This is a genomic window from Desulfotomaculum defluvii, from assembly GCF_054657375.1.
Map to the genome: position 1 here is coordinate 163,956 of NZ_BAAHYV010000004.1, position 24,209 is coordinate 188,164.

The 24,209-nt window shown below is 42.4% G+C and carries 23 protein-coding genes; 21 read left to right on the forward strand and 2 right to left on the reverse strand.

All coding sequences use genetic code 11. From position 1 onward, the window contains the following. From ACYQ03_RS02530 to folK, 16 genes are all read left to right on the forward strand, one after another. On the forward strand, positions 1 to 1,161 hold the full coding sequence (locus ACYQ03_RS02530) for a UxaA family hydrolase (protein WP_459907382.1): 1,161 nt from the start codon (positions 1 to 3) through the stop codon (positions 1,159 to 1,161). A gap of 205 nt (positions 1,162 to 1,366) precedes the next feature. Continuing rightward, the gene (locus ACYQ03_RS02535; RefSeq protein ID WP_459907384.1) at positions 1,367 to 2,224 is read left to right on the forward strand and encodes an NAD(P)-dependent oxidoreductase; all 858 of its coding nucleotides are present in this window, start codon (positions 1,367 to 1,369) and stop codon (positions 2,222 to 2,224) included. 308 nt (positions 2,225 to 2,532) lie between these two features. Further along, entirely contained in the window at positions 2,533 to 2,754 is a 222-nt protein-coding gene (locus tag ACYQ03_RS02540) for a hypothetical protein (protein ID WP_459907386.1), read from the forward strand. Between the two features lie 727 nt (positions 2,755 to 3,481). Further along, positions 3,482 to 6,511: an FAD-dependent oxidoreductase gene (locus ACYQ03_RS02545; RefSeq protein WP_459907387.1), complete on the forward strand. Its 3,030-nt coding sequence runs from the start codon at positions 3,482 to 3,484 to the stop codon at positions 6,509 to 6,511. Between the two features lie 310 nt (positions 6,512 to 6,821). After that, positions 6,822 to 7,244 (forward strand): hydrogenase iron-sulfur subunit, encoded by a 423-nt coding sequence (locus tag ACYQ03_RS02550; RefSeq protein ID WP_459907392.1) that lies wholly within the window; start codon positions 6,822 to 6,824, stop codon positions 7,242 to 7,244. Between the two features lie 11 nt (positions 7,245 to 7,255). Next, positions 7,256 to 8,200 (forward strand): 4Fe-4S dicluster domain-containing protein, encoded by a 945-nt coding sequence (locus ACYQ03_RS02555; protein WP_459907393.1) that lies wholly within the window; start codon positions 7,256 to 7,258, stop codon positions 8,198 to 8,200. A 17-nt stretch (positions 8,201 to 8,217) separates the two neighbouring features. Continuing rightward, entirely contained in the window at positions 8,218 to 9,222 is a 1,005-nt protein-coding gene (locus tag ACYQ03_RS02560) for a 4Fe-4S dicluster domain-containing protein (RefSeq protein WP_459907394.1), read from the forward strand. A gap of 22 nt (positions 9,223 to 9,244) precedes the next feature. Further along, complete coding sequence (locus ACYQ03_RS02565) at positions 9,245 to 10,078, forward strand: FAD/NAD(P)-binding protein (protein WP_459907396.1); 834 nt, start codon at positions 9,245 to 9,247, stop codon at positions 10,076 to 10,078. A 234-nt stretch (positions 10,079 to 10,312) separates the two neighbouring features. Further along, positions 10,313 to 10,714: a PaaI family thioesterase gene (locus tag ACYQ03_RS02570; protein ID WP_459907398.1), complete on the forward strand. Its 402-nt coding sequence runs from the start codon at positions 10,313 to 10,315 to the stop codon at positions 10,712 to 10,714. Between the two features lie 367 nt (positions 10,715 to 11,081). Further along, the gene (locus ACYQ03_RS02575; RefSeq protein ID WP_459907400.1) at positions 11,082 to 11,846 is read left to right on the forward strand and encodes an IclR family transcriptional regulator; all 765 of its coding nucleotides are present in this window, start codon (positions 11,082 to 11,084) and stop codon (positions 11,844 to 11,846) included. A 48-nt stretch (positions 11,847 to 11,894) separates the two neighbouring features. After that, positions 11,895 to 12,320 carry a 4Fe-4S dicluster domain-containing protein gene (locus ACYQ03_RS02580; protein ID WP_459907402.1) on the forward strand — a complete coding sequence of 142 codons (426 nt, stop codon included), beginning with the start codon at positions 11,895 to 11,897 and terminating at the stop codon, positions 12,318 to 12,320. 28 nt (positions 12,321 to 12,348) lie between these two features. Further along, on the forward strand, positions 12,349 to 14,163 hold the full coding sequence (locus tag ACYQ03_RS02585) for an aldehyde ferredoxin oxidoreductase family protein (protein ID WP_459907404.1): 1,815 nt from the start codon (positions 12,349 to 12,351) through the stop codon (positions 14,161 to 14,163). An 18-nt stretch (positions 14,164 to 14,181) separates the two neighbouring features. Then, complete coding sequence (locus ACYQ03_RS02590; protein WP_459907406.1) at positions 14,182 to 14,409, forward strand: MoaD/ThiS family protein; 228 nt, start codon at positions 14,182 to 14,184, stop codon at positions 14,407 to 14,409. A 186-nt stretch (positions 14,410 to 14,595) separates the two neighbouring features. Further along, entirely contained in the window at positions 14,596 to 15,789 is a 1,194-nt protein-coding gene (gene folP / locus ACYQ03_RS02595) for a dihydropteroate synthase (protein WP_459907443.1), read from the forward strand. Further along, positions 15,779 to 16,144 (forward strand): dihydroneopterin aldolase, encoded by a 366-nt coding sequence (gene folB, locus ACYQ03_RS02600; protein ID WP_459907408.1) that lies wholly within the window; start codon positions 15,779 to 15,781, stop codon positions 16,142 to 16,144. The genes folP and folB overlap by 11 nt, the downstream gene beginning before the upstream one ends. A 3-nt stretch (positions 16,145 to 16,147) precedes the next feature. Then, positions 16,148 to 16,627: a 2-amino-4-hydroxy-6-hydroxymethyldihydropteridine diphosphokinase gene (gene folK, locus ACYQ03_RS02605; protein ID WP_459907410.1), complete on the forward strand. Its 480-nt coding sequence runs from the start codon at positions 16,148 to 16,150 to the stop codon at positions 16,625 to 16,627. Between the two features lie 37 nt (positions 16,628 to 16,664). Here the strand turns inward: folK and ACYQ03_RS02610 are convergent, their stop codons facing one another. After that, complete coding sequence (locus ACYQ03_RS02610; RefSeq protein ID WP_459907412.1) at positions 16,665 to 16,916, reverse strand: hypothetical protein; 252 nt, start codon at positions 16,914 to 16,916, stop codon at positions 16,665 to 16,667. Between the two features lie 11 nt (positions 16,917 to 16,927). Further along, the gene (locus ACYQ03_RS02615) at positions 16,928 to 18,358 is read right to left on the reverse strand and encodes a CCA tRNA nucleotidyltransferase (RefSeq protein ID WP_459907414.1); all 1,431 of its coding nucleotides are present in this window, start codon (positions 18,356 to 18,358) and stop codon (positions 16,928 to 16,930) included. Between the two features lie 374 nt (positions 18,359 to 18,732). Here ACYQ03_RS02615 and nadA point away from each other — a divergent pair, with 374 nt between their 5' ends. From nadA to ACYQ03_RS02640, 5 genes are all read left to right on the forward strand, one after another. Continuing rightward, the gene (gene nadA / locus ACYQ03_RS02620) at positions 18,733 to 19,653 is read left to right on the forward strand and encodes a quinolinate synthase NadA (RefSeq protein ID WP_459907416.1); all 921 of its coding nucleotides are present in this window, start codon (positions 18,733 to 18,735) and stop codon (positions 19,651 to 19,653) included. Positions 19,654 to 19,698: 45 nt separating this feature from the next. Beyond that, positions 19,699 to 21,285: an L-aspartate oxidase gene (nadB, locus tag ACYQ03_RS02625; RefSeq protein ID WP_459907418.1), complete on the forward strand. Its 1,587-nt coding sequence runs from the start codon at positions 19,699 to 19,701 to the stop codon at positions 21,283 to 21,285. A 13-nt stretch (positions 21,286 to 21,298) separates the two neighbouring features. Continuing rightward, a complete protein-coding gene (gene nadC / locus ACYQ03_RS02630) occupies positions 21,299 to 22,159 on the forward strand; it encodes a carboxylating nicotinate-nucleotide diphosphorylase (protein ID WP_459907420.1) in 861 nt (286 codons plus the stop codon). Between the two features lie 187 nt (positions 22,160 to 22,346). Further along, on the forward strand, positions 22,347 to 23,330 hold the full coding sequence (locus tag ACYQ03_RS02635) for a biotin--[acetyl-CoA-carboxylase] ligase (protein ID WP_459907422.1): 984 nt from the start codon (positions 22,347 to 22,349) through the stop codon (positions 23,328 to 23,330). 85 nt (positions 23,331 to 23,415) lie between these two features. After that, on the forward strand, positions 23,416 to 23,976 hold the full coding sequence (locus ACYQ03_RS02640; protein WP_459907424.1) for a biotin transporter BioY: 561 nt from the start codon (positions 23,416 to 23,418) through the stop codon (positions 23,974 to 23,976). Positions 23,977 to 24,209: the final 233 nt, after the last annotated feature.

Below are 24,209 nucleotides of genomic sequence, written 5' to 3' on the forward strand. Positions count from 1 at the left end.
ATGAACATCCCAACTTTTATGGGCTATCGCCGTGAAAATGGCACCGTTGGTTGCCGTAACCACGTAATTATTTTACCTGTTGACGATATTTCCAACGCAGCTGTCGAAGCAGTGGCAGCTCACGTTCAAGGCACCATGGCTTTACCTCACCCCTATGGTCGTCTACAGTTTGGTGAAGACTTAGATCTACACTTCCGCACCCTGATTGGTACTGGCTGCAACCCCAACGTTGCTGCTGTAGTTGTTATCGGTATCGAACCCAACTGGACCAACCTGATTGTTGAAGGCATTGCCAAGACTGGTAAACCAGTTGCTGGCTTCTCCATCGAGCGTCACGGTGACTTCAAAACCGTGGAAATGGCTTCCTGGAAAGCTAAAGAGTTCGTTCAGTATGCCACTGAATTACAAAGAACTGAGTGCAAACTGGATGAGCTGACCGTTTCCACCAAATGCGGTGAATCTGATACAACTTCTGGTTTAGCTGCTAACCCTTCCATCGGTCGTCTGTATGACCGCCTGGATCCCATGGGTCTGACCCTGTTCTTTGGTGAAACCTCCGAGTTAACCGGAGGTGAACATCTGGTAGCAGATCGCTGTGCTACCCCCGAAGTAAGAGAAAAATTCATGAAGACCTGGACCGATTATAACCAGTTCATCCTTGACCAAGGTGTAGACCTGTGCGGCACCCAGCCCACCCAGGGTAACATTGCCGGCGGCTTAACCACCATTGAGGAAAAAGCCCTTGGTAACATCCAAAAGATCGGTAAAGTAGCAAAGGTACAAAGCGTACTGGCACCTGCCGAAGCACCCCAGGGCAAAGGCCTGCACTTCATGGATACTTCCTCAGCTGCTGCTGAGTGTGTAACCCTGATGGCTGCTGCTGGTTCTGTATTACACTTCTTCCCAACCGGTCAGGGCAACATCGTAGGTAACCCCATCATTCCTGTAATTAAAGTATCTGCTAACCCCATTACTGTAGAAACCATGTCTGAACACATTGACGTAGAGCTAACTGGTATTCTGCGCGGTGAAATGGATCTGGATGGTGCAGCAGATAAGTTAATGGAAATGATGATTCGTACTCTGAATGGACGTAACACCAATGCTGAAACTCTGGGTCATAAGGAATTCGTTCTGACCAAGCTTTATCGCTCCGCTTAGTTTTGCCCTCATCCAGGTTAAGAAGGTTGATCCTTTCTAACTGATAAAAAAAGGGGGCTGGATATTATCCAGTCCCCGCAAATTTCACAAAAGTACTATATAAATATACTTTATATCGATAGAGAGAAAAAAGTTAGACCTGTTAATTATTTTATTAATAGCTTATTAAAATTAAAACCATAAAACGGAGAGGGAAGGTATAACTATGAAATATGGTTACATTGGTTTAGGGCTTATGGGAGGACCTCTGGCTCGTAACCTAATCCGTGCAGGTAAAGATGTTAGTGTTTTTGATTTAAGCCAAGAGGCTATTGAAAGAACCTTAACAGCTGGAACCACTGGGAAAGCTGTTAAAAGTGTTGACGAGCTGGTTGATTGTGATGTAGTATTTACTAGCTTACCGTTGCCCAGACATCTGGAAGGAACCATGTTGGGTGAAAATGGACTACTTAGCAAAATGAAAGAAGGCGCTGTTTACATTGATGTTAGTACCATTGATCCTAAAACTGCCAGAAATTTAGCTGATTTTGCTATAAGCAAAGGAATTGGATTTCTAGCTTGCCCTCTGGGTAAGGGTCCTGCTCAAGCGGAGAAGGCTGAACAACCTATATTTGCAGGTGGTAAAAAAGAAGTCTATGAAAAAATGCAGGAAACTTTAAATATTGTTGGCAACCCTGTCTACTACTTAGGTGACGTTGAACAAGCCTATGCCTTCAAGTTAATTAGTAACATGGTAGGAATGACTAATTTGGCTGTATTAGCTGAAGGTATTCGTATTGGCGAAAAAGCTGGAATTGATCCTAAACTATTAACTGAATTACTGGCTGACACCGGAGCCAATTCATTCCAATTGCAGGTAAGAGGGCCTTGGATAATTAATAATGATTTTGCTAACCGTTTTGGTGTAAGTCTGGCCTTAAAAGATGTACGTCTTGGCTGTGAAATGGCAGATGCATGGAATTACGACGCAAGATTTACTAAATTGGCTAAGAAATTCTATGAAGATGCAGAGGCTAAAGGATTTGGAATGGAAGATTGCAACGCAGTTTATAAAGTGCTTTAATCAAAAAGTAATTAGACCCCGTTGTACAAAGTGACTATACAACGGGGTTTTCATTCAACAAATCAGAAGAATAAGAGTTATTAATGTACAATTTTACTCCTGCTTGGGCTCGTATAAGTTTTTTCCGTATGTTGTACTATATAATAAGAATATGTGGGAAATAATAAACTTGCATATCGGAAATTATCTATATGCGTTAGAGCAAACTTGGCCGCTTTCTCTTATGTTGAGTGTGTCTAAAGAATTCCCAATTCTTTGGGGCATGGTAGGGTCAAGTTTTCTAAATAACTTAGAAGGAGGCAGAATAAATGACTCTACACAGTAAGAAGCACACCTTACAAGCAGGCGGTCTTCACGAGCAGTTGGTTACTAAAAAGAGTGAGTTAGTAAAAGGATCTACAGAACCTGAAACCAGTCAGGTTGAAATGGCTCCTTGGGAAAAACAACAAATAAATAACCCTTTTAAAACACCTCCCAATAACATGACAAATAAAAGTGAAGATCACGTGGGTATGGGGGAAAAAGGATAAAAAATATCAGGATTGAGGCTCAGGGCAGACTTAAGGAGGTCCATTTTAGGATCCTTTTGGTCTGCCTTTTTATCCCAACTTTTTATCCCGCAATAATATGCAGGTGAATTTATATACCATATAGAAATGATAATGAAATGCCATACAAGGCAGAAAATTTAATCAAATATGATAAATAGTGCTAGCGAAATAACCTGTCTATAGCTAGGATACAAACAAGCTATAAATTGATTGAAAAGGGATACTCTTTTTAAAATATTCTAAAATAATTGACACTAGTTAGTATAAACTATATACTAGCCATAGGGGAAAAACTGCCCAAATTACTGTATTTTTTAAGTTCTCTGTATACAAGCTAAAGATTTTAATGAAGCTGTTTTTAGCTAGGAAAGGATGTTAAATTTCACCATAAATAGTATCTTCGTTACGCTAGGGTGTCGGTTAACTGTGCTGAAATTACCTTATGGTTTTAAAGACAGGCTACTCTTAGTGTGAGCAAGTATCGAAAAGGTGTAGCCAAGATTGTTAAGTTAAGTACAAACCCCCTGGAGTATAAATAACTAGTTAAAACGTTTTTACATAATCTAAGGGACTTATTTCTAGCTTTAGACCCTTAGGTCTCTAAACCTAAAATTTACCCTATTGTTTCAGCTTGGGTAAATGATCTTATTAGGGCGGGACACATCCCCCCGTAAAAGCCGAAATAGGAGGACGGTGTGATGCGAAGATGACTACAACCAATAAAGTAGGAGCTGTAATGGTAGTGGGCTCCGGTATAGCCGGTATTCAGGCGTCCCTGGATCTAGCAGAATCCGGCTACTATGTGTATTTAGTAGAAAAGCTGCCTGCCATTGGCGGAACCATGCCAATGCTGGACAAAACCTTCCCCACCAACGACTGCTCCATGTGTATCCTGTCACCAAAGCTGGTAGACTGTGGACGACACCTGAACGTAAAAACCATGACCAACACAGAAGTGGTAGGCATCGAAGGAGAACCTGGGAACTTTAAAGTAACCCTAAAGACGAAAGCCCGTTACGTAGACTTGAATAAATGTACAGGTTGTGGTAGCTGTGCTGAAGCATGCCCAGTAAAGGTAGATGATGCCTTTAACCAAGGACTGGATAAACGTAAAGCCATCTACAAACTGTATGCCCAAGCCTTCCCCAATGCCTTTGCCATTGATGACAGCAAATGCTTAAAATTCAAAAATCTCGCTAACGATAAACTCTGCGGAAAATGCCTAAAGGCATGTCAGGCCGGAGCCATCAATCACCATATGCAGGACGAAGAAACACAAATTGAAGTGGGTTCGGTACTGCTGGTACCAGGCTTCGAAATTTTTGATGCCAAGGAATTGGAACTATATAAATACGGTCAACTGAAAAACGTGGTTACCTCCCTGGAATTTGAAAGAATTCTGAGTGCGTCCGGCCCCTACGGTGGACACCTGGTACGCCCCAGCGACCACAAAGAACCAGCAAAAATAGCCTGGATACAATGCGTAGGCTCCCGTAACTGCAAGATTGGTCATGGCTACTGCTCCTCAGTATGCTGCATGTACGCCATCAAACAATCAGTCATCGCCAAAGAACACGCTCCCTATGATTTGAACGCAAGCATCTTCTATATGGATATGAGGACCTACGGCAAAGACTTTGAACAATACTATGAGCGCTCCAAGAAACAATATGGAGTTAACTACGTAAGAAGCCGTGTCTACGGAATCGACCCAGGAGAAAATGACAGCGTAAACATTCGTTATGCCCTAGAAGACGGTACAGTAATTAATGAAGAATATGATATGGTAGTACTGTCCGTAGGCCTGGAACCAAACAAAGCTGCGGTAGAACTGGCCAAGAACCTAGGAGTAGAACTGAACCAATACAACTTTGCCGATGTACCAAAACTAACTGGTGTAGCCACCAACAAACCAGGTATATATGTAGCAGGTGCCTTCAGTGGACCGAGAGATATTCCCGAAACCGTAATGCAGGCTAGTGCAGCAGCAGGAGAAATCCAAAAATTGCTGACCGAAGCCAAAGGAACCATGACCCTAACCAAAGAGTACCCGGAACAAAAAGACGTAGCTGGAGACCTAGTACGGACCGGAGTATTCGTCTGCCATTGTGGTATTAACATTGGCGGCGTAGTAAACGTACCCTCAGTGGCAGAATATGCCAGGACATTGCCGGGCGTAGCCTATGCCACCGAAAAACTGTACGCCTGCTCCCAGGATGCCAGCGCCCAGATCAAAGAAGCCATCGAAGAATATAAGCTAAACCGTATCGTAGTGGCCTCCTGTAGCCCACGAACCCACGAACCCATGTTCCAAGAGACCTTAAAAGAGGCTGGACTAAATCCACACCTTTTTGAAATGACCAACATCCGTGACCATTGCTCTTGGGTACACCAAAACGAACCTGAAAAAGCCACTGAAAAAGCCAAAGACCTAGTGAAAATGGCTGTTAAAAAAGCTGCATTACTAGAACCTGTACAACCAGTAACCCTGCCCATGAACCATGACGCCCTAGTAGTTGGTGGTGGGGTATCAGGACTAACCGCAGCCCTGAACCTGGCAGACCAAGGCTACCAAGTATACGTAGTAGAAAAAGCCGAAGAACTGGGCGGCATCGCCAATCGGATCCACTATGGCATGGGTGGCGAAGACGTACAGGCATATATGAAAGAACTAATCAACAAAGTAACAACCCATGACAAGATCAAAGTATACACCAGCGTAGCAATAGCCGATGTACAAGGCTTTATGGGTAACTACGTAACCAAATTGACCGATGGACAAGAAATTAAGCATGGGGTGGCCATCATAGCCACCGGTGCTGCAGAATACAAGCCAACAGAATACCTCTACGGCCATAACACCCGTGTACACACCCTACTGGAAGTAGAAGGTCTGCTGGCAGGCAAAAAAATAGAAAACGCCAACAACTTTGTCTTCATCCAGTGCGTAGGCAGCCGTGATGACGAGAGACCCTACTGCAGCCGTATATGCTGTACCAAGTCCGTCAAACTGGCCCTGAAAGTCAAAGAAGCCAAGCCCAGTGCCAACGTCTACATTCTGTACCGCGACATTCGGACCTACGGCTACTTTGAAGACCTGTACACCGAAGCCCGTCGCAAGGGAGTCATCTTCGTACGCTACAGCACTGATGCCAAACCAGTGGTAGAAGGAACATCAACAGGAACCAAAGTAACCGTAATAGACCACGTACTGAACCGTCCGATAGAAATCTATGCAGACATCGTTGGTCTGGCCACTGCTATCGTATCGAACGATAACACAGCCCTATCCAAACAGTTCAAAGTACCGATAAACGCAGAAGGCTTCTTCCTAGAAGCACACATGAAACTGCGTCCAGTGGACTTTGGTACAGACGGAGTATTCATGTGTGGACTGGCCCATGGACCGAAGAACCTGGAAGAGAACATTTCCCAGGCAAAAGCTGCAGCAGGACGTGCGGTTACAGCCTTGGCTAAAGAAAACATCCAGACCGACGGTAAAGCCGCCTTTGTGGACAAACGTAAATGCATGGCCTGTGGTGTGTGCGTAGAAGTTTGCCCAGCCAAAGCCGCAACCCTAGTAACAGACGAAAGAGGCAACACAGCAGCCGAAGTAAACCCAGCCCTGTGCAAAGGTTGCGGCGCCTGCTCCTCCTCCTGCCGTTGCGGAGCCATCAATGTTAAAGGTTGCAGCAACCAACAACTCATGGCAATGGTCCAAGCGGTAGCGTTCTAGTTAGCTAACTGGTAATGCTTAGGGGTCGGCTGTAGGCCATGAGCCGTGAGCTTTGGGCTAAAAGCCTTTAGCCATTAGGAAATGGCTAAACCCAAGTAATTACTAAATAGCAATACAAAGAGAAGTAATAATTGGTCAGGGCGGTGCAAGCACCGCCTGACCATCAAGATATTAATAATCCTATGAAGAACAATCAGGCCTAAAAGCCCATGGCCCATGGCCCATGGCCCATGGCCAATACATGGAACCACCCAATAAGCAGCCGAAGCGATAGTAGACAGCTGACAGCTCGAATGGAGGGAAGAAAGAAATGGCCGAACGAGAGCCTAAAATTGTAGCGTTTCTATGCAACTGGTGCAGTTACGCCGGCGCAGATCTGGCAGGGGTAGGCCGCATGCAATACCCCCCGAATATCCGTGTGGTACGGGTGCCCTGCTCCGGAAGAATTAACCCGCTATTTATCATTGGTGCCCTGAGATCTGGTGCAGATGCAATCCTGACCTCTGGCTGACACCCTGGAGACTGCCACTATGTTAGTGGCAACCTGGTGGCCCGCCGTAAATTTGCGCTGATGAAAAACCTCCTAAATTACATGGGAGTAGACCAAGACAGAGTGAATTTCACCTGGGTATCAGCGTCCGAAGGGGCAAGATTTGCCGAATTAATAACAGACCTAACCGGAAAAGTAAAAGCAATGGGTCCCAATACAGGACTATTTCGTAAAGCGGAGTGAGGTGAGAGGGAATGAACAAAACCGAAAGCATTAGAGAAATTGCCAAAAAACTGTTAGAAGAAAAGAAAGTGGATTTGGTTGTAGGATTTGCCCAAGGTAGCCTGCCCCTCCGCAGCACACCGTACTTTGCAAGAACACCGGAAGAAGCAGACAACCTAATTTGGGGAGCCACCTGCGAAAACAACCTGGCCAACTTCGTACGTAAGCGTAGCGAGAAAGTAGCCGTCATTGCCAAGGGCTGTGACGTCAGAGCCATCGTCGCCCTGATTAAAGAAGGTCAAATCAACAGAGAAAACCTAACCATCGTCGGAGTACCCTGCGAAGGCATGGTAGACCGTAAACAAATCTGTGAGGCAGTAGGTTGCAAAGAAATCATGGAAGCAACCGACAACGGAGCAGAACTAGTAGTAAAAGGCAAAGACTTTGAACAAACCATAGCCAAAGCCGATGTCATGTTCGTCTCCTGCAAAACCTGTCAACACAACAACCCCGTAATCTTTGATGAACTAGTTGGCGAAAAAGTAGAAGCCAAAGAAGCCAACTATGCAGATGTAGAAGCCTTTGAAGCCCTAAGTGCTGCAGAACGTAATGCCTTCATAGCCAAAGAAATGGAAAAATGTATCCGCTGCTACGCCTGCCGTCAGGCCTGCCCAATGTGCTACTGCACAGAGTGCTTCGTAGACTGTGGTGCACCAGCTTGGATAGGCAAAGGGGCGCAAAAAGTAGATGATAACGCCCTGTTCCAGACCGTGCGTGTAATGCACTTAGCTGGACGCTGCGTAGACTGTGGTGCCTGTGAAAGAGCATGTCCCATGGGTATTAAGTTATCCCTGTTAAACCGCAAGATGGTGAAAGACGTTAAAGAACTATTTGATGCAGAAGCCGGCGTGAACCTGGAAGATGCTCCGGCCCTAAACACCCATAAGTTCGAAGATAAAGAAGACTTCATGTTATAGGAGTGAGGTGAAAAAGGATGATTCTAAACAAAAGCGAAGTAACAAACTTACTCGACAAACTGGCCAGTGAATACCGAGTAATCGCTCCAGTGGAAAAGAACGGCTTGGTTGAATTCGCAGCTATCCAAAAGGGAGAAGAAGCAAAACTAGACTATGCAAACACCAAAAAGCCAGGCAAAGAAATCCTTTTCCCTCAGTCCGAAGAACTATTCAACTACACCGTGGACACTGAAGGAGTAAGGATGCAAGATAACGTTGACGGGCAGGCAACCATAGTATTTGGTATGCACCCCTGTGATGTAAAATCCTGGGTACTGCTGGACAACGTATTTAAAAATGACCAATACACAGATGTATACTATCTGACACGTCGGGCCAATACCCTAGTGGTTGGGTTAGGCTGCAATGAACCAGCAAGCACCTGCTTCTGCAGCAGCGTAGCCTGTGGTCCCTTTGCCAAAGAGGGAAGCGACATCTTCCTGACTGACATAGGAGAAGCCTATGTAGTGGAAGGTATCAGTGAAAAAGGGAAAGAACTGGTGGCTAAACTTGGTTTAAGCGAAGCAGGAGCAGAAGCCAAAGCAGCGGCTGCCAAACTGCAAGCAGAAGTGAAGGCAGATGGAAGCGTTAACATTGAAGGAATGGCTGAAAAACTACGTACTATATATGACCACGAATACTGGAACAAACTGTATGAAAAATGTCTAGGCTGTGGAGCCTGTACCTACCTGTGCCCCACCTGCCACTGCTTTGACATAGCCGACGAAGCTACAGATTGCAATGGTTGTCGTGTAAGGAACTGGGATGCCTGCATGTTCCCGTTATTTACCCTGCATGGTTCTGGTCACAACCCAAGACCAAGTGGTAAAGAACGCTGGAGACAAAGACTTATGCACAAATTCAACTACTTTGTAGAAAGATACAATGCCACCGCCTGCGTTGGTTGCGGTAGGTGCATCAAAAACTGCCCTGTGAACCTGGATATTCGTCAAGCATTAGCTGACATCCAGGCACTGGACTAGCGGAAGCGAGGTTGGAAAAGAGATGAGAAACCCTTATCTACCGCTGCCAATGAAATTGGTGAAAAACTTCACCGAGACAACAGACAAATTAATCCATACCTTTACCCTGGAATTCCAAAATGAACAAGATGCAGAGAGCTTCAAATATGGCCCTGGTCAGTTTGCAGAACTGATGGTATACGGCAAAGGAGAGGCCCCCTTCGGGATCGCTTCATCCCCCACTGAGAAAGGTATTTTAAAATTCTCCGTGGCCAAAGTGGGAGTGGTTTCTACCGCCCTGCACATGCTGGAAGAAGGCACTACGGTAGGAGTACGTGGACCATTAGGAAACACCTACCCAATGGAGCAATTGAAAGGCAAGAGCCTGACCATTATTGGCGGAGGTTTTGCCTTTACGACCCTGCGTGCCACCATCCAATACATTCTGGACCCTGCTAACCGTGGCGATTACGGAGATCTAAACGTAATCTATGGTGCTAGAAACCCTGGGTTGCTGCTATATAAAGATGAGCTAGCAGCTTGGGATGCCAGAAGCGACATCAACTTGATCACCACCATTGACCGGGAAGCAGAAGGTTGGACTGGACGAGTAGGCTTTATTCCCACCGTAACCAAAGACGTGGCACCGAAGACAGACTATGCCATTATCTGTGGACCGCCAGTGATGATTAAATTCACCATGCCGGTACTGGTGGAATGCGGCTTTACTCCAGACCGTATTATCATGAGCTTAGAGAACAGAATGAAGTGCGGTATTGGTATGTGCGGACGTTGCAACGTAGGCAGCAAATATGTATGCAAGGATGGCCCCGTGTTTACCAAGGAGCAGTTGGATAAGCTGCCCAACGAATACTAATCCTAAATACAACAAAGGGACTGGTTTTAAACCAGTCCCTTTTAAATATTACCAAAGACATTTGGAATAATAAATTTACAGGTACAGTAGAGAGTGCATCAGCAAGAAGAGAATAAAAAAATGGTATAATATATGGTGATTTCTAAATATGGGATTAACCAATGTTATATTTATATAATATTTACTGAATATGTTATATAAAGAAGTAAATCTATATAGAAGGAGAAGGCGGTAATGGATCCTAAGATTCTAGAAATGATTACATATGCTAACGAAAATCCTTTTGCCAAAATGTTAAATATAGAGATTACTGAACTAAACGTAGGTGAATCCTGTATAGAAATTACTGTTTTGCCTCATCACCTAAATCCCCACGGGACACTGCATGGTGGTGTCATATCTACGTTAGCGGATATTGCCATGGGGGTTGCGGTGCGTACTCTGGGGAAATTAGGCATGACCATAAATTTAAACACTAATTTTATAGCTGCTGCCCTCCTTGGGGAACGTGTAACTGCCCGTGGTAAAGTGGTCCATGAAGGTAGTAGTGTAATATCTGTGGAGTGTACTCTATCAAAAGAAAAAGATGTTTTAGCTCGGTCCACAGGATTATGGTATGTTCTCAAACACAAGTAAAGAAAAATTATAAAAAAGTTGGAGCACTCTAAGAGTTAAAAGATGCTTTTCTTAGGCCAGTTTATTAGTACGATTTAAAATATGATGACCGACTTAATTAGCTAAGTTAAAATGCTGATATAGAAAAAACCAAGGCGCTGGCCTTGGTTTTTTCTATATCAGCAGACACCCATGTTATTAAAACACCAACTAAGGAAAACAAGAAGCTATATAGTAACTTTGTTGGGTTAGATATTTCCAAAAAGAAAAGCTAGAAAAAATAGATTTTATGAAGGAATTTTTGAAATAAAATGGAATTAATAAATAAATGGGATGCACTCCCGCAATGCGGGATTATTAATACCTTTGAACTATAAGGTGGTATGTAATGACTAAAGATATATATGTAAAAGCTATTTTTAAGGCACTGGATATATTGGAATATCTAGGCAAAGATGACCAAGAAAAAGGTTGCTTAGAAGTTGCTAGGCAATTAAAAATACCAAGCAGTACAGTTCATAGACTCCTTGCAACCTTGGAAGTAAGAGGTTATGTGAGACAAGATACCAACACCGGAGGTTATCGGTTAGGTTCAAAGGTTCTTGACCTTCAGGAAAGAGTAACAAAAAACCTTGACATTAAACAAATTACTCAACCTTACTTGTTGAAACTATCTCAGTTAACCAGAGAGAGTTGTAATTTAGGCATCCTTGATGATAAAGAGGTCGTACATATAAAAAGGGTTGAAAGTCCTGAAGTAATCAGAGCCAGTATTAGGACCTTACGTTTTAGTGCATTTACATCAGCAATCGGACAAGTACTATTGGCATATCTGGAGGAGGAGGAATTGGAGGAAATTGTTCCTGAAGAATTGCCCGTACAGACTCCGAATTCTATTACAGACAAGAAAACCTTTTATATCCGCATCCAACAAATTAGGAAACAGGGGTTTAGTGTTGACAATGAAGAAGGTTTTATAGGGGTTAGAGCAGTGGCAGTACCCATTTTCAATAATAAAGGGAAGGTGATTGCAGGCTTAGGGGTAATGGGACCAACAGAAAGAATGGACTTTAACAAAATAGAAGAGTGTAAGTTATTATTATCTGAAGCTGCTGCAAGCATATCCAGAGAGCTTGGATATGACGCTAAGTAACCCTTTCTAACTAATCAACAGACATATATGATATGAGGAGTGTTCAATATGAAAGTATTAGCGGCAGATCCCAACAAATGTTTAGGCTGTAGAATTTGTGAACAATGGTGTAGCATGTTTCACTATAAGGTAAACAACCCCAAAAAATCAAGAATTTCAGTAGTGAGAAGTCACGCTACATATATGGATTATCCCCTTGTCTGCCAGCAATGTGAGGATACCCCCTGTATTAAGGCTTGTCCTGAAAAAATTCAAGCCCTAAGCATTGACCAAAATACTGGTGCTATTAAGTTAGATAGTGAAAAATGTATTGCCTGTGGTCTATGTTCAAAGGCCTGCCCCAATCAGGCTATCAAAAAGCATCCGAATGAAAAGTACATGTTGATCTGTGACCTTTGTGGTGGGGACCCTCAATGTGTAAAACATTGTCCGGGAGACGCACTTTTCTATAAAGAAAAAGTAGACTGCAGATAGGTTTGGAAATCATAAGGAGGCAAATAAGATGAGTAAAGATCAAGGCGTTGCAGGACAATTACTGCGTGTTAATTTAACAACTAAAACTATTACCAAAGAAGAACTTGCTATAGATTTATACCTAGAGAATATCGGTGGCCGTGGGATGGCAGCTTATTTCCTAAATAAAGAAGTAGATCCCAAGACAGATGCCTTAGGTCCCGATAACAAGTTGGTATTTTTTAACGGACCTTTCTCTGGGACAATGGTACCAGGCAATAACAAAATAAATGTGGCCTTCAAATCTCCCCTAACTGAAACTTACTCCTATGCATTGGCTGGCGGTCATTTTGGCCCCGAACTAAGATTTGCTGGGTACGACGGTATTATAATAGAAGGAAAATCTGAAGAACCTGTTTACCTTTGGATTAACGATGACAATGTTGAAATACGCAGAGCCGCTAATTTGTGGGGTAAAACTATTGCAGAAACTGATCATATTCTTAAAGAAGAGTTAGGCAAAGGCAAAGATCCGCATATCCATGTAGCCTGCATAGGTCGTGGGGGTGAAAATCAAGTTAAGCTCGCATGTATCACTGCCGATGTATTCCGAGAGTTTGGACGTGGTGGGTGTGGTGCGGTAATGGGTTCAAAGAACTTGAAGGCCATTGCTGTAAAAGGTACAAAGGACGTTAAAGTGGCAGATCCCCAAGGGTTAATGAAGTTAGTGGAAAAAGTACAGCCTAATTTCTTTGTGGTTCCCAAGGCAGTTATTAGAAGAAAACAAGGTACTAACGAATTAGTTGAAAGTATCAATGCCGCTGGCTTTATGTGCACTAAGAACTTTAGTGAAGGATATGCAGAGTCTAACAAATTATTTGAAGGAGCTAAATTTAGGGAAGAGGTTGTATTTAATGATGCAGCTTGCTATTCCTGTGCCATCGCCTGCAGTAAGAATGTAGTCATTGAATCTACGAAATACGGTGAAGTAAGGTTGGAGGGACCAGAGTTTGAAACTTTGGGCCTGTTGGGGACAAACTGTGGGTTAACCACCTGGGATGATGTGTTAAAGGTTTCTGCTGTCTGCGACGAGGTTGGTTTAGATTCTATTACCGCTGGCGGCTGCGTTGCCCTGGCTATGGAATGTTTTGAAAAAGGAATTTTAACACTGGCAGATACTAACGGTCTAGAATTAAGATTTGGTAATGGAGAAGCAATGGTCAAATTGCTATATATGATCTCAAACTGTGAAGGTATTGGTGCTGACCTAGCTAATGGCCCGGTTTATGCTGCAAATAAATGGGGGGCTCCGGAACTGGCCATTCATTCCAAAGGTATGACCCCCGCGGTATATGATCCCCGTGGTGCCAAGGGTATGGCACTAACCTATGCCACTTCACCTAAGGGGGCTCACCACATGGTTGCGCCTGTCTTTGGTGGTGAAATGGCTGCTGGTAATAGAACCGAAGAAGCAGGCAAAGAAGGACTGGTTCGCAACACCCAATTGAATTTCTGTATAGTTGATTCTCTGGGTATTTGTGCCACTATCCAAAATGGTTTCTCCCGAGAAGATCAAATAGAAGCTTTTAAATTAGTAACTGGCCAGGAAATTACTCAAGAGAAATTACTTTTCTTTGCTGAAAAGCTCTTTAATTTGGAAAGAATGTTTAACGTGAACAATGGTTTCTCTCGTAAAGATGACACTTTACCTAAGAGATTTACCGAAGAACCTATGCCCCATGGGGAAAGCAAAGGACAAACTGTAAATTTGGAAATCATGTTGGATAGCTATTATGCCTTGATGCAGTGGGATAACAATGGTATTCCCACCCCCGAAAAATTAAAGGAGTTGGGTTTAGCCTAACCATTTTTGGGAGGACTTATGATAACAGTTACGTTGGAGTTTCGACTTTTGGGAGATAAAACAAAAAAACGCACAATATCAGTGGCGGAAGGAACTACACTAACTGAGTTATTACTAGGTAACGGTCTCAAGTCGGAGCAAATTCCCTACCTAACGGTATTGGTGGATGGAAGGTATGTAGATTTAAGTTATAAACTACAGCATGATAATTTAATATCAGTTCTTCCACTGTTAGAAGGGGGTTAAGGAAGGGGAACGATTGCCCGAAAGAAGGGGCAACGGAGATATATACTAAAAGGGCCAAACTGTCAAATGTTAACTGACAGCTTGGCCCTTAAAATATGTTAATCCTCAAAAAAGCAGGAAATTCTTGATTGTGATATACTTTAAAATACGATTTAAAATCAACAGTCAAGAGGTGACTTTTTGAGCATGGAAATTGGGGTAAAATATATTGACAACTTGGAGCAAGCGAAGTATGAAATTAAAGCTGTGGGCAGTGACCCTGGTGGGTGGCAGCAAATGGCATCTAAAGCAGTACATAGAGTATTAAAAATAACAGGAGCAAGTCCTACCCAAGCAAATATCATAAAGCAGGAGATGCTAGCTAGAGGAGGGGAGGCAGCGGTAGCGAGGGGGGTTGTAAATCATTCTGTTAAAACAACTGATATATTACTCATGGCAACCCTTAAGCAGTACAAAGGATTTATAAATAAACTTAAACTTCAGCCCTTTGGGTTAGCAGCACTGGCGGCCAAACTGGAAGAGGCCTTAAACAATCTAGAGGGAATAAAAGTTAAAAGAATGAATTGTCGGGGTAAAGTACTGGAATTTGGTCAAAGAACACTGGTTATGGGTATTTTAAATAGTACTCCAGATTCCTTTTCTGATGGTGGACGTTATATGGATGTGGAAGCTGCTTTAGAACACGCTCATAAAATAGTGGAAGAAGGAGCGGATATCATTGACTTAGGCGGGGTATCCACTAGACCAGGTTTTCAAGATATTACTGAAGATGAAGAGAAGCGAAGAATTTTACCTGTATTGGAAAAAATTCTTCGATCAGTAACAGTGCCTATTAGTGTAGATACTTGGCGTGCTGGTGTGGCTAGGGAAGTATTAGAAACTGGAGCGCACATCATTAATGATCAATGGGCGCTGCGGGGTGATCCGGCATTAGCAGAGGTGGTTGCCCGTTATCAGGCACCTATAATGCTTATGCACAATGGTACAAGTACCAGTTACCAGGATATGATGATAGAGATTCTTACCTTTCTGCGTAGGGGAATTGACATAGCAGAAGAGGCAGGGATCCCTAGGGCTAACATTATTGTGGATCCCGGGATTGGCTTTGCCAAAACCCACGAGCAGAATCTGGAGGTCCTTAGGAGATTAAAAGAATTAACGGTATTAGGTTGCCCAATTTTATTAGGAACATCGCGAAAATCAGTTATTGCTAAGACCCTTAACTTGCCAGTGGACCAACGACTGGAAGGTACTGGTGCCACAGTGGCCTTGGGCATCGCTTGTGGGGCAGATATTGTGAGGGTACATGATGTTAAGGAAATAGCTAGGATTGCAAGAATGAGTGATGCTATTGTGCGGAGGTATACCAATGGGGGATAAAATTATTCTCAAGGGAATGAAATTTTTTGGTAACCACGGTGTACTGGAGGAAGAACGTAGATTAGGGCAGCAATTTGAGATTGACTTGGAATTATCCATGGACCTGCAGCCAGCAGGACAAACAGATGACTTAAGCTTAAGTGTTAGCTATGCTGAAATATTTAGTACCGTAGAACAAATCTTAACTGGGCCACCTTTAAAATTACTAGAAGCAGTTGCGGAAACGGTTGCCAAGGGAATATTAGCTCAGTACTCCAAAATAGAACAAATTAAAGTTACCCTAAAAAAACCGGGAGCGCCGATCAAAGGAAGTTTTCAGTACATGGCCGTTGAGATAACACGGAGGAGGGGTTAATAAATGGCTGTTGCCTATATTGGACTTGGTAGCAATATGGGAAATAGGAAGGCGTATATTCAAAATGCCTTGGAAAAATTAAGTCAATCCCCCAATATCCGACTTCTAAGAGTTGCCTCACTTTACGAAAGTGCTCCCTGGGGATATCTAAATCAAGAGTGGTTTATCAATACTGTGGCCGAAGTGGAAACAATTTTATCTCCAGACAAGTTGCTACAGGTACTTTTTCATATTGAAAAAAGTTTAGAAAGAACAAGGGATATCAAATGGGGGCCTAGAACTGTCGATTTAGATATTTTGCTGTATGATCAAGAAACCATTAATCTACCTCAACTGAACGTACCTCACCCCCGTATGCATGAAAGGGCCTTTGTGCTAGTTCCTTTGGCAGAGCTATGTCCAGATATGATTTTACCGCAAGGACTTGTAAGGGAACTGGCAGATAAAGCCCAAGCGGAACAGGATGTAAGAAAATTGGTATAGTTAAAGCCGGAGAATCCTCCGGCTTTGGCTAAATAATTTAATCCTCTTGCTCTTTCTTTTTCTTAAAGATGAACTCCACTCCTGTATCTTGATGGGACCAGAAGTCCGTTAGGTGATACCCCTTATTAAGAGCCTTTTGACATTCCGAAAGGGCAGACTCGAAGTCTTGTAGAAACTCTTTTCCTGAGGGATCACCTAAGTTGGGGATATTATCCATGACTACTTTTTCTATCAAATAATCTGGGTCATTCTGAAAATCCTCAACTTTAATTGTTGGCAAGTAGAACACCCCTCATTAAGCTATTTATGAATAAGATTACCCATATTTTTATTCTTTACCCACTGAAGGGCTGATTCTTTGTCTACGATAGAACCAACAACCTGTTCTTCACACAATTTCTCTAATAGCAGGCCCACTTTTGGACCCTCTGGTATGCCTAGCCTAATCAGGTCATGTCCTGAAAGGTATGGTATTGGAGAATACTTATCCAGTTCTTCCATACACTTTCTAATAAGGTCAAAAATAAAATTTTGATAGGGAACTAACTCACTGATTCTTTCTCCTGCAACTAAAGTGGCGGTCAAATCAGCTAAAGATAATATAAGAATGTCTAAGATGTGGTCATCCAATGAACGAAATAAACGATATATATTCAAGTTAGAAAAATCCCTTTTGTTATATAAATCAAGGGGTAACATATGATGGAGTACTAAATTAAGCAAGAATTGTCTTTCTGTGCGGGATAATCTAAGACGTTCCCCCAGAGCTTCAGCGTAAGGAATTCCTGCTTCTGAATGGCCATGAAAGGAAATACGCCCGTTTTTTTGAGTGACAGCAGTATCTGGCTTTCCTACATCATGAATAAGTGCTGCCAATTTTAATATTTCAATGCGACTTGATCCGTTGGACAACTTCTGATTTAAATGGGAGAATAGCTTTTGCCCGCCGGGAAATTTTACAGGTAATTCTTTTATAATAATCTCAAGACACTGATAGGTTCGTAGACAGTGGTGCCAGACATTTTCCGAGTGATAATAATTTTGTTTGGTTTCAGCCATACGGCGCTGCCCGGGTAATAAATACTGCCAAAAATGTAATTCCCGTTCCATATAATCTACCCAGGAGTAAGTTACTGGCAGAATAAAAAGAGCTGACAATTCCTGCCAGACTCGTTCACCGGCAACCTTCTCAATTTGGCGCGCACCTTGTCTAAGCAATACCATGGTCTCGGGGATAATCAATAGATTAAGTTTAGCAGAAAATCGAATTCCTCGCAGAACCCGCAGGGGGTCCTGGTGAATTGATGTACTGGTTGTGGCTCGTAATAACCTATTTGTTAGATCTTGACTTCCCTGGGTTGGATCAATCACGTCTTTTTGACAGCAATTCCAATTTAAGCCTTTGTATATTTGTAAGGCCATGGCATTGATAGTAAAGTCCCGAGTCAAGAGATCCTTATCAAGGGTCGTATTTTTTAGAGGACTAATGTCAAGGTGCCACAACTTAGTTATGATCCGAACCACTTCACGGCGGTTATCTAGAATAACGATATTTCCTTTATACCGTTCAGCGATTATCTGGGACAATTTTAGAACTTTCCCCGTCACAACAAAATCTAAGTCAATAGGTTTCTGGTCTAATAGTAGATCTCTAATTGCACCACCAACTAAATAGATACTGATGTTTAGCTGACCAGAAATTTCGCCTATAAAATTTAGCAAGTGCTGCATAAAAATCACCACCCTATACAAAACCCAGTGATCATTAAATTATTTGTTGATTTAGAAAACTTATACTAATGTTGACAATATATAATCTGCCAGAACTTGTGTTATTACTGATTATACATACAATGGTATTTATTGTCACCAAAACTTTAGAAAAGCTAAGATATAAAATTTAGGTGGGACCCGGTACAACGTGCTTAATAATAACCATAGCACCTGTGGGTAACCCCCTTGTATTGACAAAGATTTCCCAACTGGTTAGAATTTTTACAGGAGAAGAATAATTATTTATAATATTAGAAAGCATAGGCTTATTGATGATGTGTATAATTATAAAATATATTGCCTGGCTATTTCTTGGGCAAGGAGTTGAGTGAATGTCGATTGAGGAGAAGATTAGTCAGCTTACTGAAGATATTAAAAGATTAAAAAAGGAACGTAATGCCATTGTATTAGCCCATGTATACCAACGTCCTGAGGTACAAGAAGTGGCTGATATTATTGGGGATTCCCTGGAGTTATCTCGAAGGGCTGCAGCTACTGATGCAGAAGTAATAGTGTTCTGTGGCGTTCATTTCATGGCAGAAAGTGCAGCCATTCTTTCACCAGATAAAGTTGTCCTGTTGCCCGAAGAAAATGCAGGCTGTCCCATGGCGGATATGGTTACCGCTGAGGAGTTACGGGCTAAAAAGAAAGAACTGCCTGAAGCACTGGTGGTTGCCTATGTAAACACCTCAGCTGAGGTAAAAGCTGAAAGTGATATTTGCTGTACCTCTGCCAATGCTGTCAAAATTGTTCAATCAATTCCAGAGGACAAGCCTATTATTTTTATTCCAGATAAAAACCTGGGAACTTATGTCGCGAATCAAACTGGCCGACCAATGACCCTTTGGGAAGGTTGGTGTAATACACATGATTGGGTTACACCAGAGGAAGTAATGAAAGCAAGACAAGAGCATCCTGATGCATTAGTGTTAATTCACCCGGAATGTCGACCAGAAGTAGTGGCTCTGGCAGATTATGTTTCTAGTACCACAGGTTTAATTAAATTTGCTAAAGAAAGTAATGCCAAAGAATTTATTGTTGGTACGGAAGCTGGTATCCTACATCAATTGTATAAACAGTGCTCAGGTAAGGAATTTTATTTGGCAACCAAAAGATTAGTTTGCCCGAATATGAAGGCTACTACCTTGGGTAAGGTGAAGGAGGCATTGGAGACTATGCAACCACAGATCACTGTGTCTCCGGAAATTCGGGAAAGAGCACTTAAATGCCTAGAAAGAATGTTGAATGTTTAATAAGTGATGTTATGGGAAGAGGATAATTGGGGGGAGTTGTTTTAAGTGTCCAATCGATACCTGGTAAATTTTGATTCCAGGGATTTACCCCAACAAAGCGCAGAATATTTGATCATCGGAGGAGGTATTGCAGGTCTCTTTACTGCATGGGCTGCTGCCAAATCAGGTGCTCATGTAACTCTTTTGACCAAGCGTACTGTTGCCGAAAGCAACACTGACAGGGCTCAAGGTGGTATTGCTGCTGCGTTGGGACAGCACGACTCTCCTGAATTACATATGAAAGATACATTGGTAGCTGGAGCTGGGCTGTGCAGTGAGGATGCAGTAAGAATCCTCGTTAATGAAGGACCTGAGAGGGTTAAAGAGTTAATTGATATGGGAGCAACTTTTGATCGAACTGGTGATGACCTTTGCTTTACAAGGGAGGGCTGCCATAGTCAGGATCGAATACTCCATGCACAGGGAGATGCTACCGGCGCGGAGATTTTGCGGGCTCTAAGCCTAAATGTATCTTCTTTGTCCAGCGTAGAAATTCTTGAGAATCAATATGTTGTTGATCTACTGGTTAAAGATAATATTTGTTATGGTGCCCTTGCGATGGATCAAATCACAGGAGAATTTCGTGTTTTTAGAGGTAAAGCCATTGTGTTAGCGACAGGTGGTTCTGGCCGTCTGTACAACTATACCACCAACCCCGAGGTTGCCACTGCTGATGGCATTGCCTTAGCCTATCGGGCCGGTGCAGAGGTTATGGATATGGAGTTTATTCAATTTCATCCCACATCTTTGGTCTTACCCGATGCACCTCGCTTCTTAATTTCCGAAGCTGTACGGGGGGAAGGAGCTTTGCTACGAAACTCCTGGGGAGAGAGATTTATGCCTCAGTATCATGGTATGGCTGAGCTTGCTCCGAGAGATATTGTATCCCGTGCAATCCTAAGTGAAATGGCAAAGACCGAAGCTAACTCAGTGTTTCTGGATTTGACCCATTTAGATGCTGATAAAATGAAGGAACGCTTTCCTACTATAACATTAACCTGCTCCAAGTATGGTGTGGATATTACTAAAGATTTTATACCCGTTGCACCAGCAGCCCATTACATGATGGGCGGTGTGAAAACAGATCTTTGGGGTGAAACAAGTATTCAACGCCTATTCTCCTGTGGTGAAGCTAGCTGTATGGCTGTTCATGGGGCCAACCGATTGGCAAGCAATTCTTTGTTAGATGGTTTGGTTTGGGGCGGACGAATTGTTCATAGAACAATACATCTCTTAGAAGAAGACTTAACAGGCAAACCGGAGTTTTGTTGCCACAACTTACAGGCTACCCCAGAGGTTGATTTTGTGGGCTTAAGAAAGAAGATTCAACAGATTATGGGAGAGAAGGTCGGTCCTTTAAGAACAGCCCAACGATTAGCCCAAGCATTGGCGTTCTTTGACTCTTGTGCATTTTTGGCTCAGCATGAAGTAAAGGATACAGCTAAAATGGAAGTGCGAAACATGCTAGAGGTAGGAGCACTAATAACAGAGGCAGCAATGATGCGGAGTGAAAGTAGGGGAGGTCATTTTCGGTTAGATTATCCCGAAACAGCTGAACGATGGCGTAAGCATATTATTTTAAAGGGTAATTAATTGGAGGTTCCCTATGAATCTAAATCTATTTGAATTAAATAAACTTATAGAGACTTCCCTAGCAGAAGATATTGGAACGGGTGATATAACAACCAATAGCATAGTTCCCCTTGAATACAATACCAAGGGTATAATTTTTGTTAAAGAACCTGGTGTTGTTGCAGGCATACCAGTAGCAGAAGCTGTTTTTCGCTATCTAGCTCCAGAAATTAGTTTTACACCTCAGGTTATGGACGGTGCTTTATTAGCTCCTGGTGAAGTTATTGCCGAAGTAGAAGGGGATGCTCGGGCCATCTTAACAGGTGAGCGATTAGCCTTGAATTTCTTACAAAGAATGAGTGGCATAGCTAGCCGTACCGCTTCTTTGGTTGAAAAAATAAAACTTTACCCCGTAAGGGTTGTGGATACTAGAAAGACCACCCCTGGATTACGGATGCTGGAGAAATATGCAGTGCGCATTGGTGGGGGCTTTAACCATCGTTTTGGATTATATGACGCAGTTTTAATTAAGGATAATCATATTAAAGTTGCAGGAGGCATTACCAAGGCTATATTAGTAGCTAGGCAGAATGTACCCCATACAGTTAAAATCGAGGTAGAAGTAGAGAGCTTAGATGGCGTTACAGAAGCATTAGAGGCTAGAGCCGATATTATTATGTTGGATAATATGGATTATGCGATAATGAGGGAAGCAGTGAAAATGATCGATGGTCGAGCTTTAGTAGAAGCTTCGGGAGGTATCAACGAGGAAACCATAGTTTCAGTGGCAAAGACTGGCGTTGACTTGATTTCTGTTGGTGCCCTTACTCATTCAATAAAGTCTTTGGATATTAGTCTGGATATCGGAGAAATAAAGGCGAAAAATAATTTATGAGTCCTTGTAAAGCAATAATCCCTCCCGGTTAAACTGTATTCGGGAGGGATTATTTAGTAACTTTTTGCTTTAAATGTAAACCCTAGAACACATGGAAGGTTGACAAAGTGTAAACACATAAGTTAATATGAAAATAGGTTTGAAATGGTTGATTTGACAGTTTTCATACGGTAAAAGGTGGTTATAAATGAATTCCAAACAAAAAATTCTTAAACTACTTCGAGAAGAAGAATCGGGTTATGTTTCCGGAGAATATATTTGTCAGCAACTTCAGGTATCTAGAACAGCTATCTGGAAAAGTATCGAGTCATTGAGGGGTGACGGTTATGAAATAGATGCCAGGCCACGGATAGGTTATCGTTTGTTAGCATCACCTGAGCTGCTTGATCCAACTGAATGGTTTACCTCCCTTCAGACACAAATTATTGGTCAGGATGTTCGTTATTACAGAGTAACTACCTCTACCAATGATGTTGCCAAAGACTTAGCACGTCAGGGGACGGTAGAGGGAATAGTTGTAATTACCGAAGAACAAACCAAAGGAAAAGGACGACTGGGTCGTACTTGGCAATGTTTGAGTCAGAAAGGGCTTTGTTTTTCCGTGGTTTTATTTCCTAGGGCAAACCCAATGGAAGTGCCTCAATTTACCATGTTAGCCGCAGTTGCTGTGGTTAAGGCCATAAGCCGTACCGTTAGTCTTAATGCCCAGGTAAAATGGCCCAATGATGTTTATCTTAACGGGAAAAAAATATGCGGCATACTGGCAGAAATGGTAGCCGAAGCTGATAGAGTAAAGTATGTAGTTTTGGGAATTGGGCTAAATGTTAATCAAAGCCAAGAAGAACTAGATAATATGATTGGGTATAATGCCACCTCTTTGAGGGTTCAGCTAGGTCAGAAATTAATTCGTTCTCGAATATTAATTGCAATATTAGAAGAGTTAGATGAACTTTATAACCTATGGCATAGAAAGGGCTTTTTACCCTTTAAACAAATTTGGCAAGAAAGTGCTTTATGGATAGGAGAGATGGTACAGGTAACGGGATTACATAATAACTGGGAAGGGGTAATGGAAGGGATTGATGACAACGGAGCATTGCTTATAAGATTAACCGATGGCACCATTAAGACCTTTTATTCTGGAGAAGTCTCTTTAAGAATGATCCCATAAAACCCGGGAGTTTTTCCCGGGTACATTTCAAGTCAGAATGTCAACCTAATAATATGCAACGGTTAACGAAAGGATGTGTAAGTGTATGCGATCTACAAGCAGGGAAATTACCTTGGCTGGATTGATGGCAGCAGTAATGGTGATAGTAACACTAATCACTCGGATACCCTTTGTACTTGCAGTTGTACCCTTTAGTTTACAGCCTTTAATTGCTATATTGGCTGGATTGCTATTAGGGGCAAGAATTGGTGCTATAAGTATGGTTGTGTACATACTGCTAGGTCTTATAGGTTTACCAGTGTTCTCAACTGAACCCTTTGGTGGACCTGCCTATGTATTTAAGCCCACCTTTGGGTTTCTATTAGGGTACGTACTTGCCGCCTATATAGCGGGAAAGTTTTTTGAACATACAAAAAGTAAAGGACCTATGAATTATTTACTGGCATCGGTTATAGGTATGGGTGTAATCTATGTGGTGGGTTTACCCTACCTTTATGTAATGTTAAACTTCTATCTTGGAAAATCGGTATCGATATGGGGTGCCTTAAAAATTGGTTTCCTGCCCTTTGTTATTTGGGATCTAGTGAAAGCAGTAATTGTTGCGGTGCTGGCAAGGTCCATTCACCAAAGAGTTCCTAGAGAATAACTATTCAGACAGTTACCCCAGTTTTGCTGGCTTTTGTCCATGCTTTATTCAGGATATTATTTTAGATATATGCTTTTAGCGTTTGTAGTAAGGGGAATTGCTCTTTAAGAATTAAACTGGTAGAATGTTTTTTATGTTAAGCAAAGGTTGTTTGGCTCATGGTTCAACGGACATGGACCTAGCCTTTGCGGTCTTAATTATTTGAGTGTAATCGAGTGGTAAATGGAGGAGTG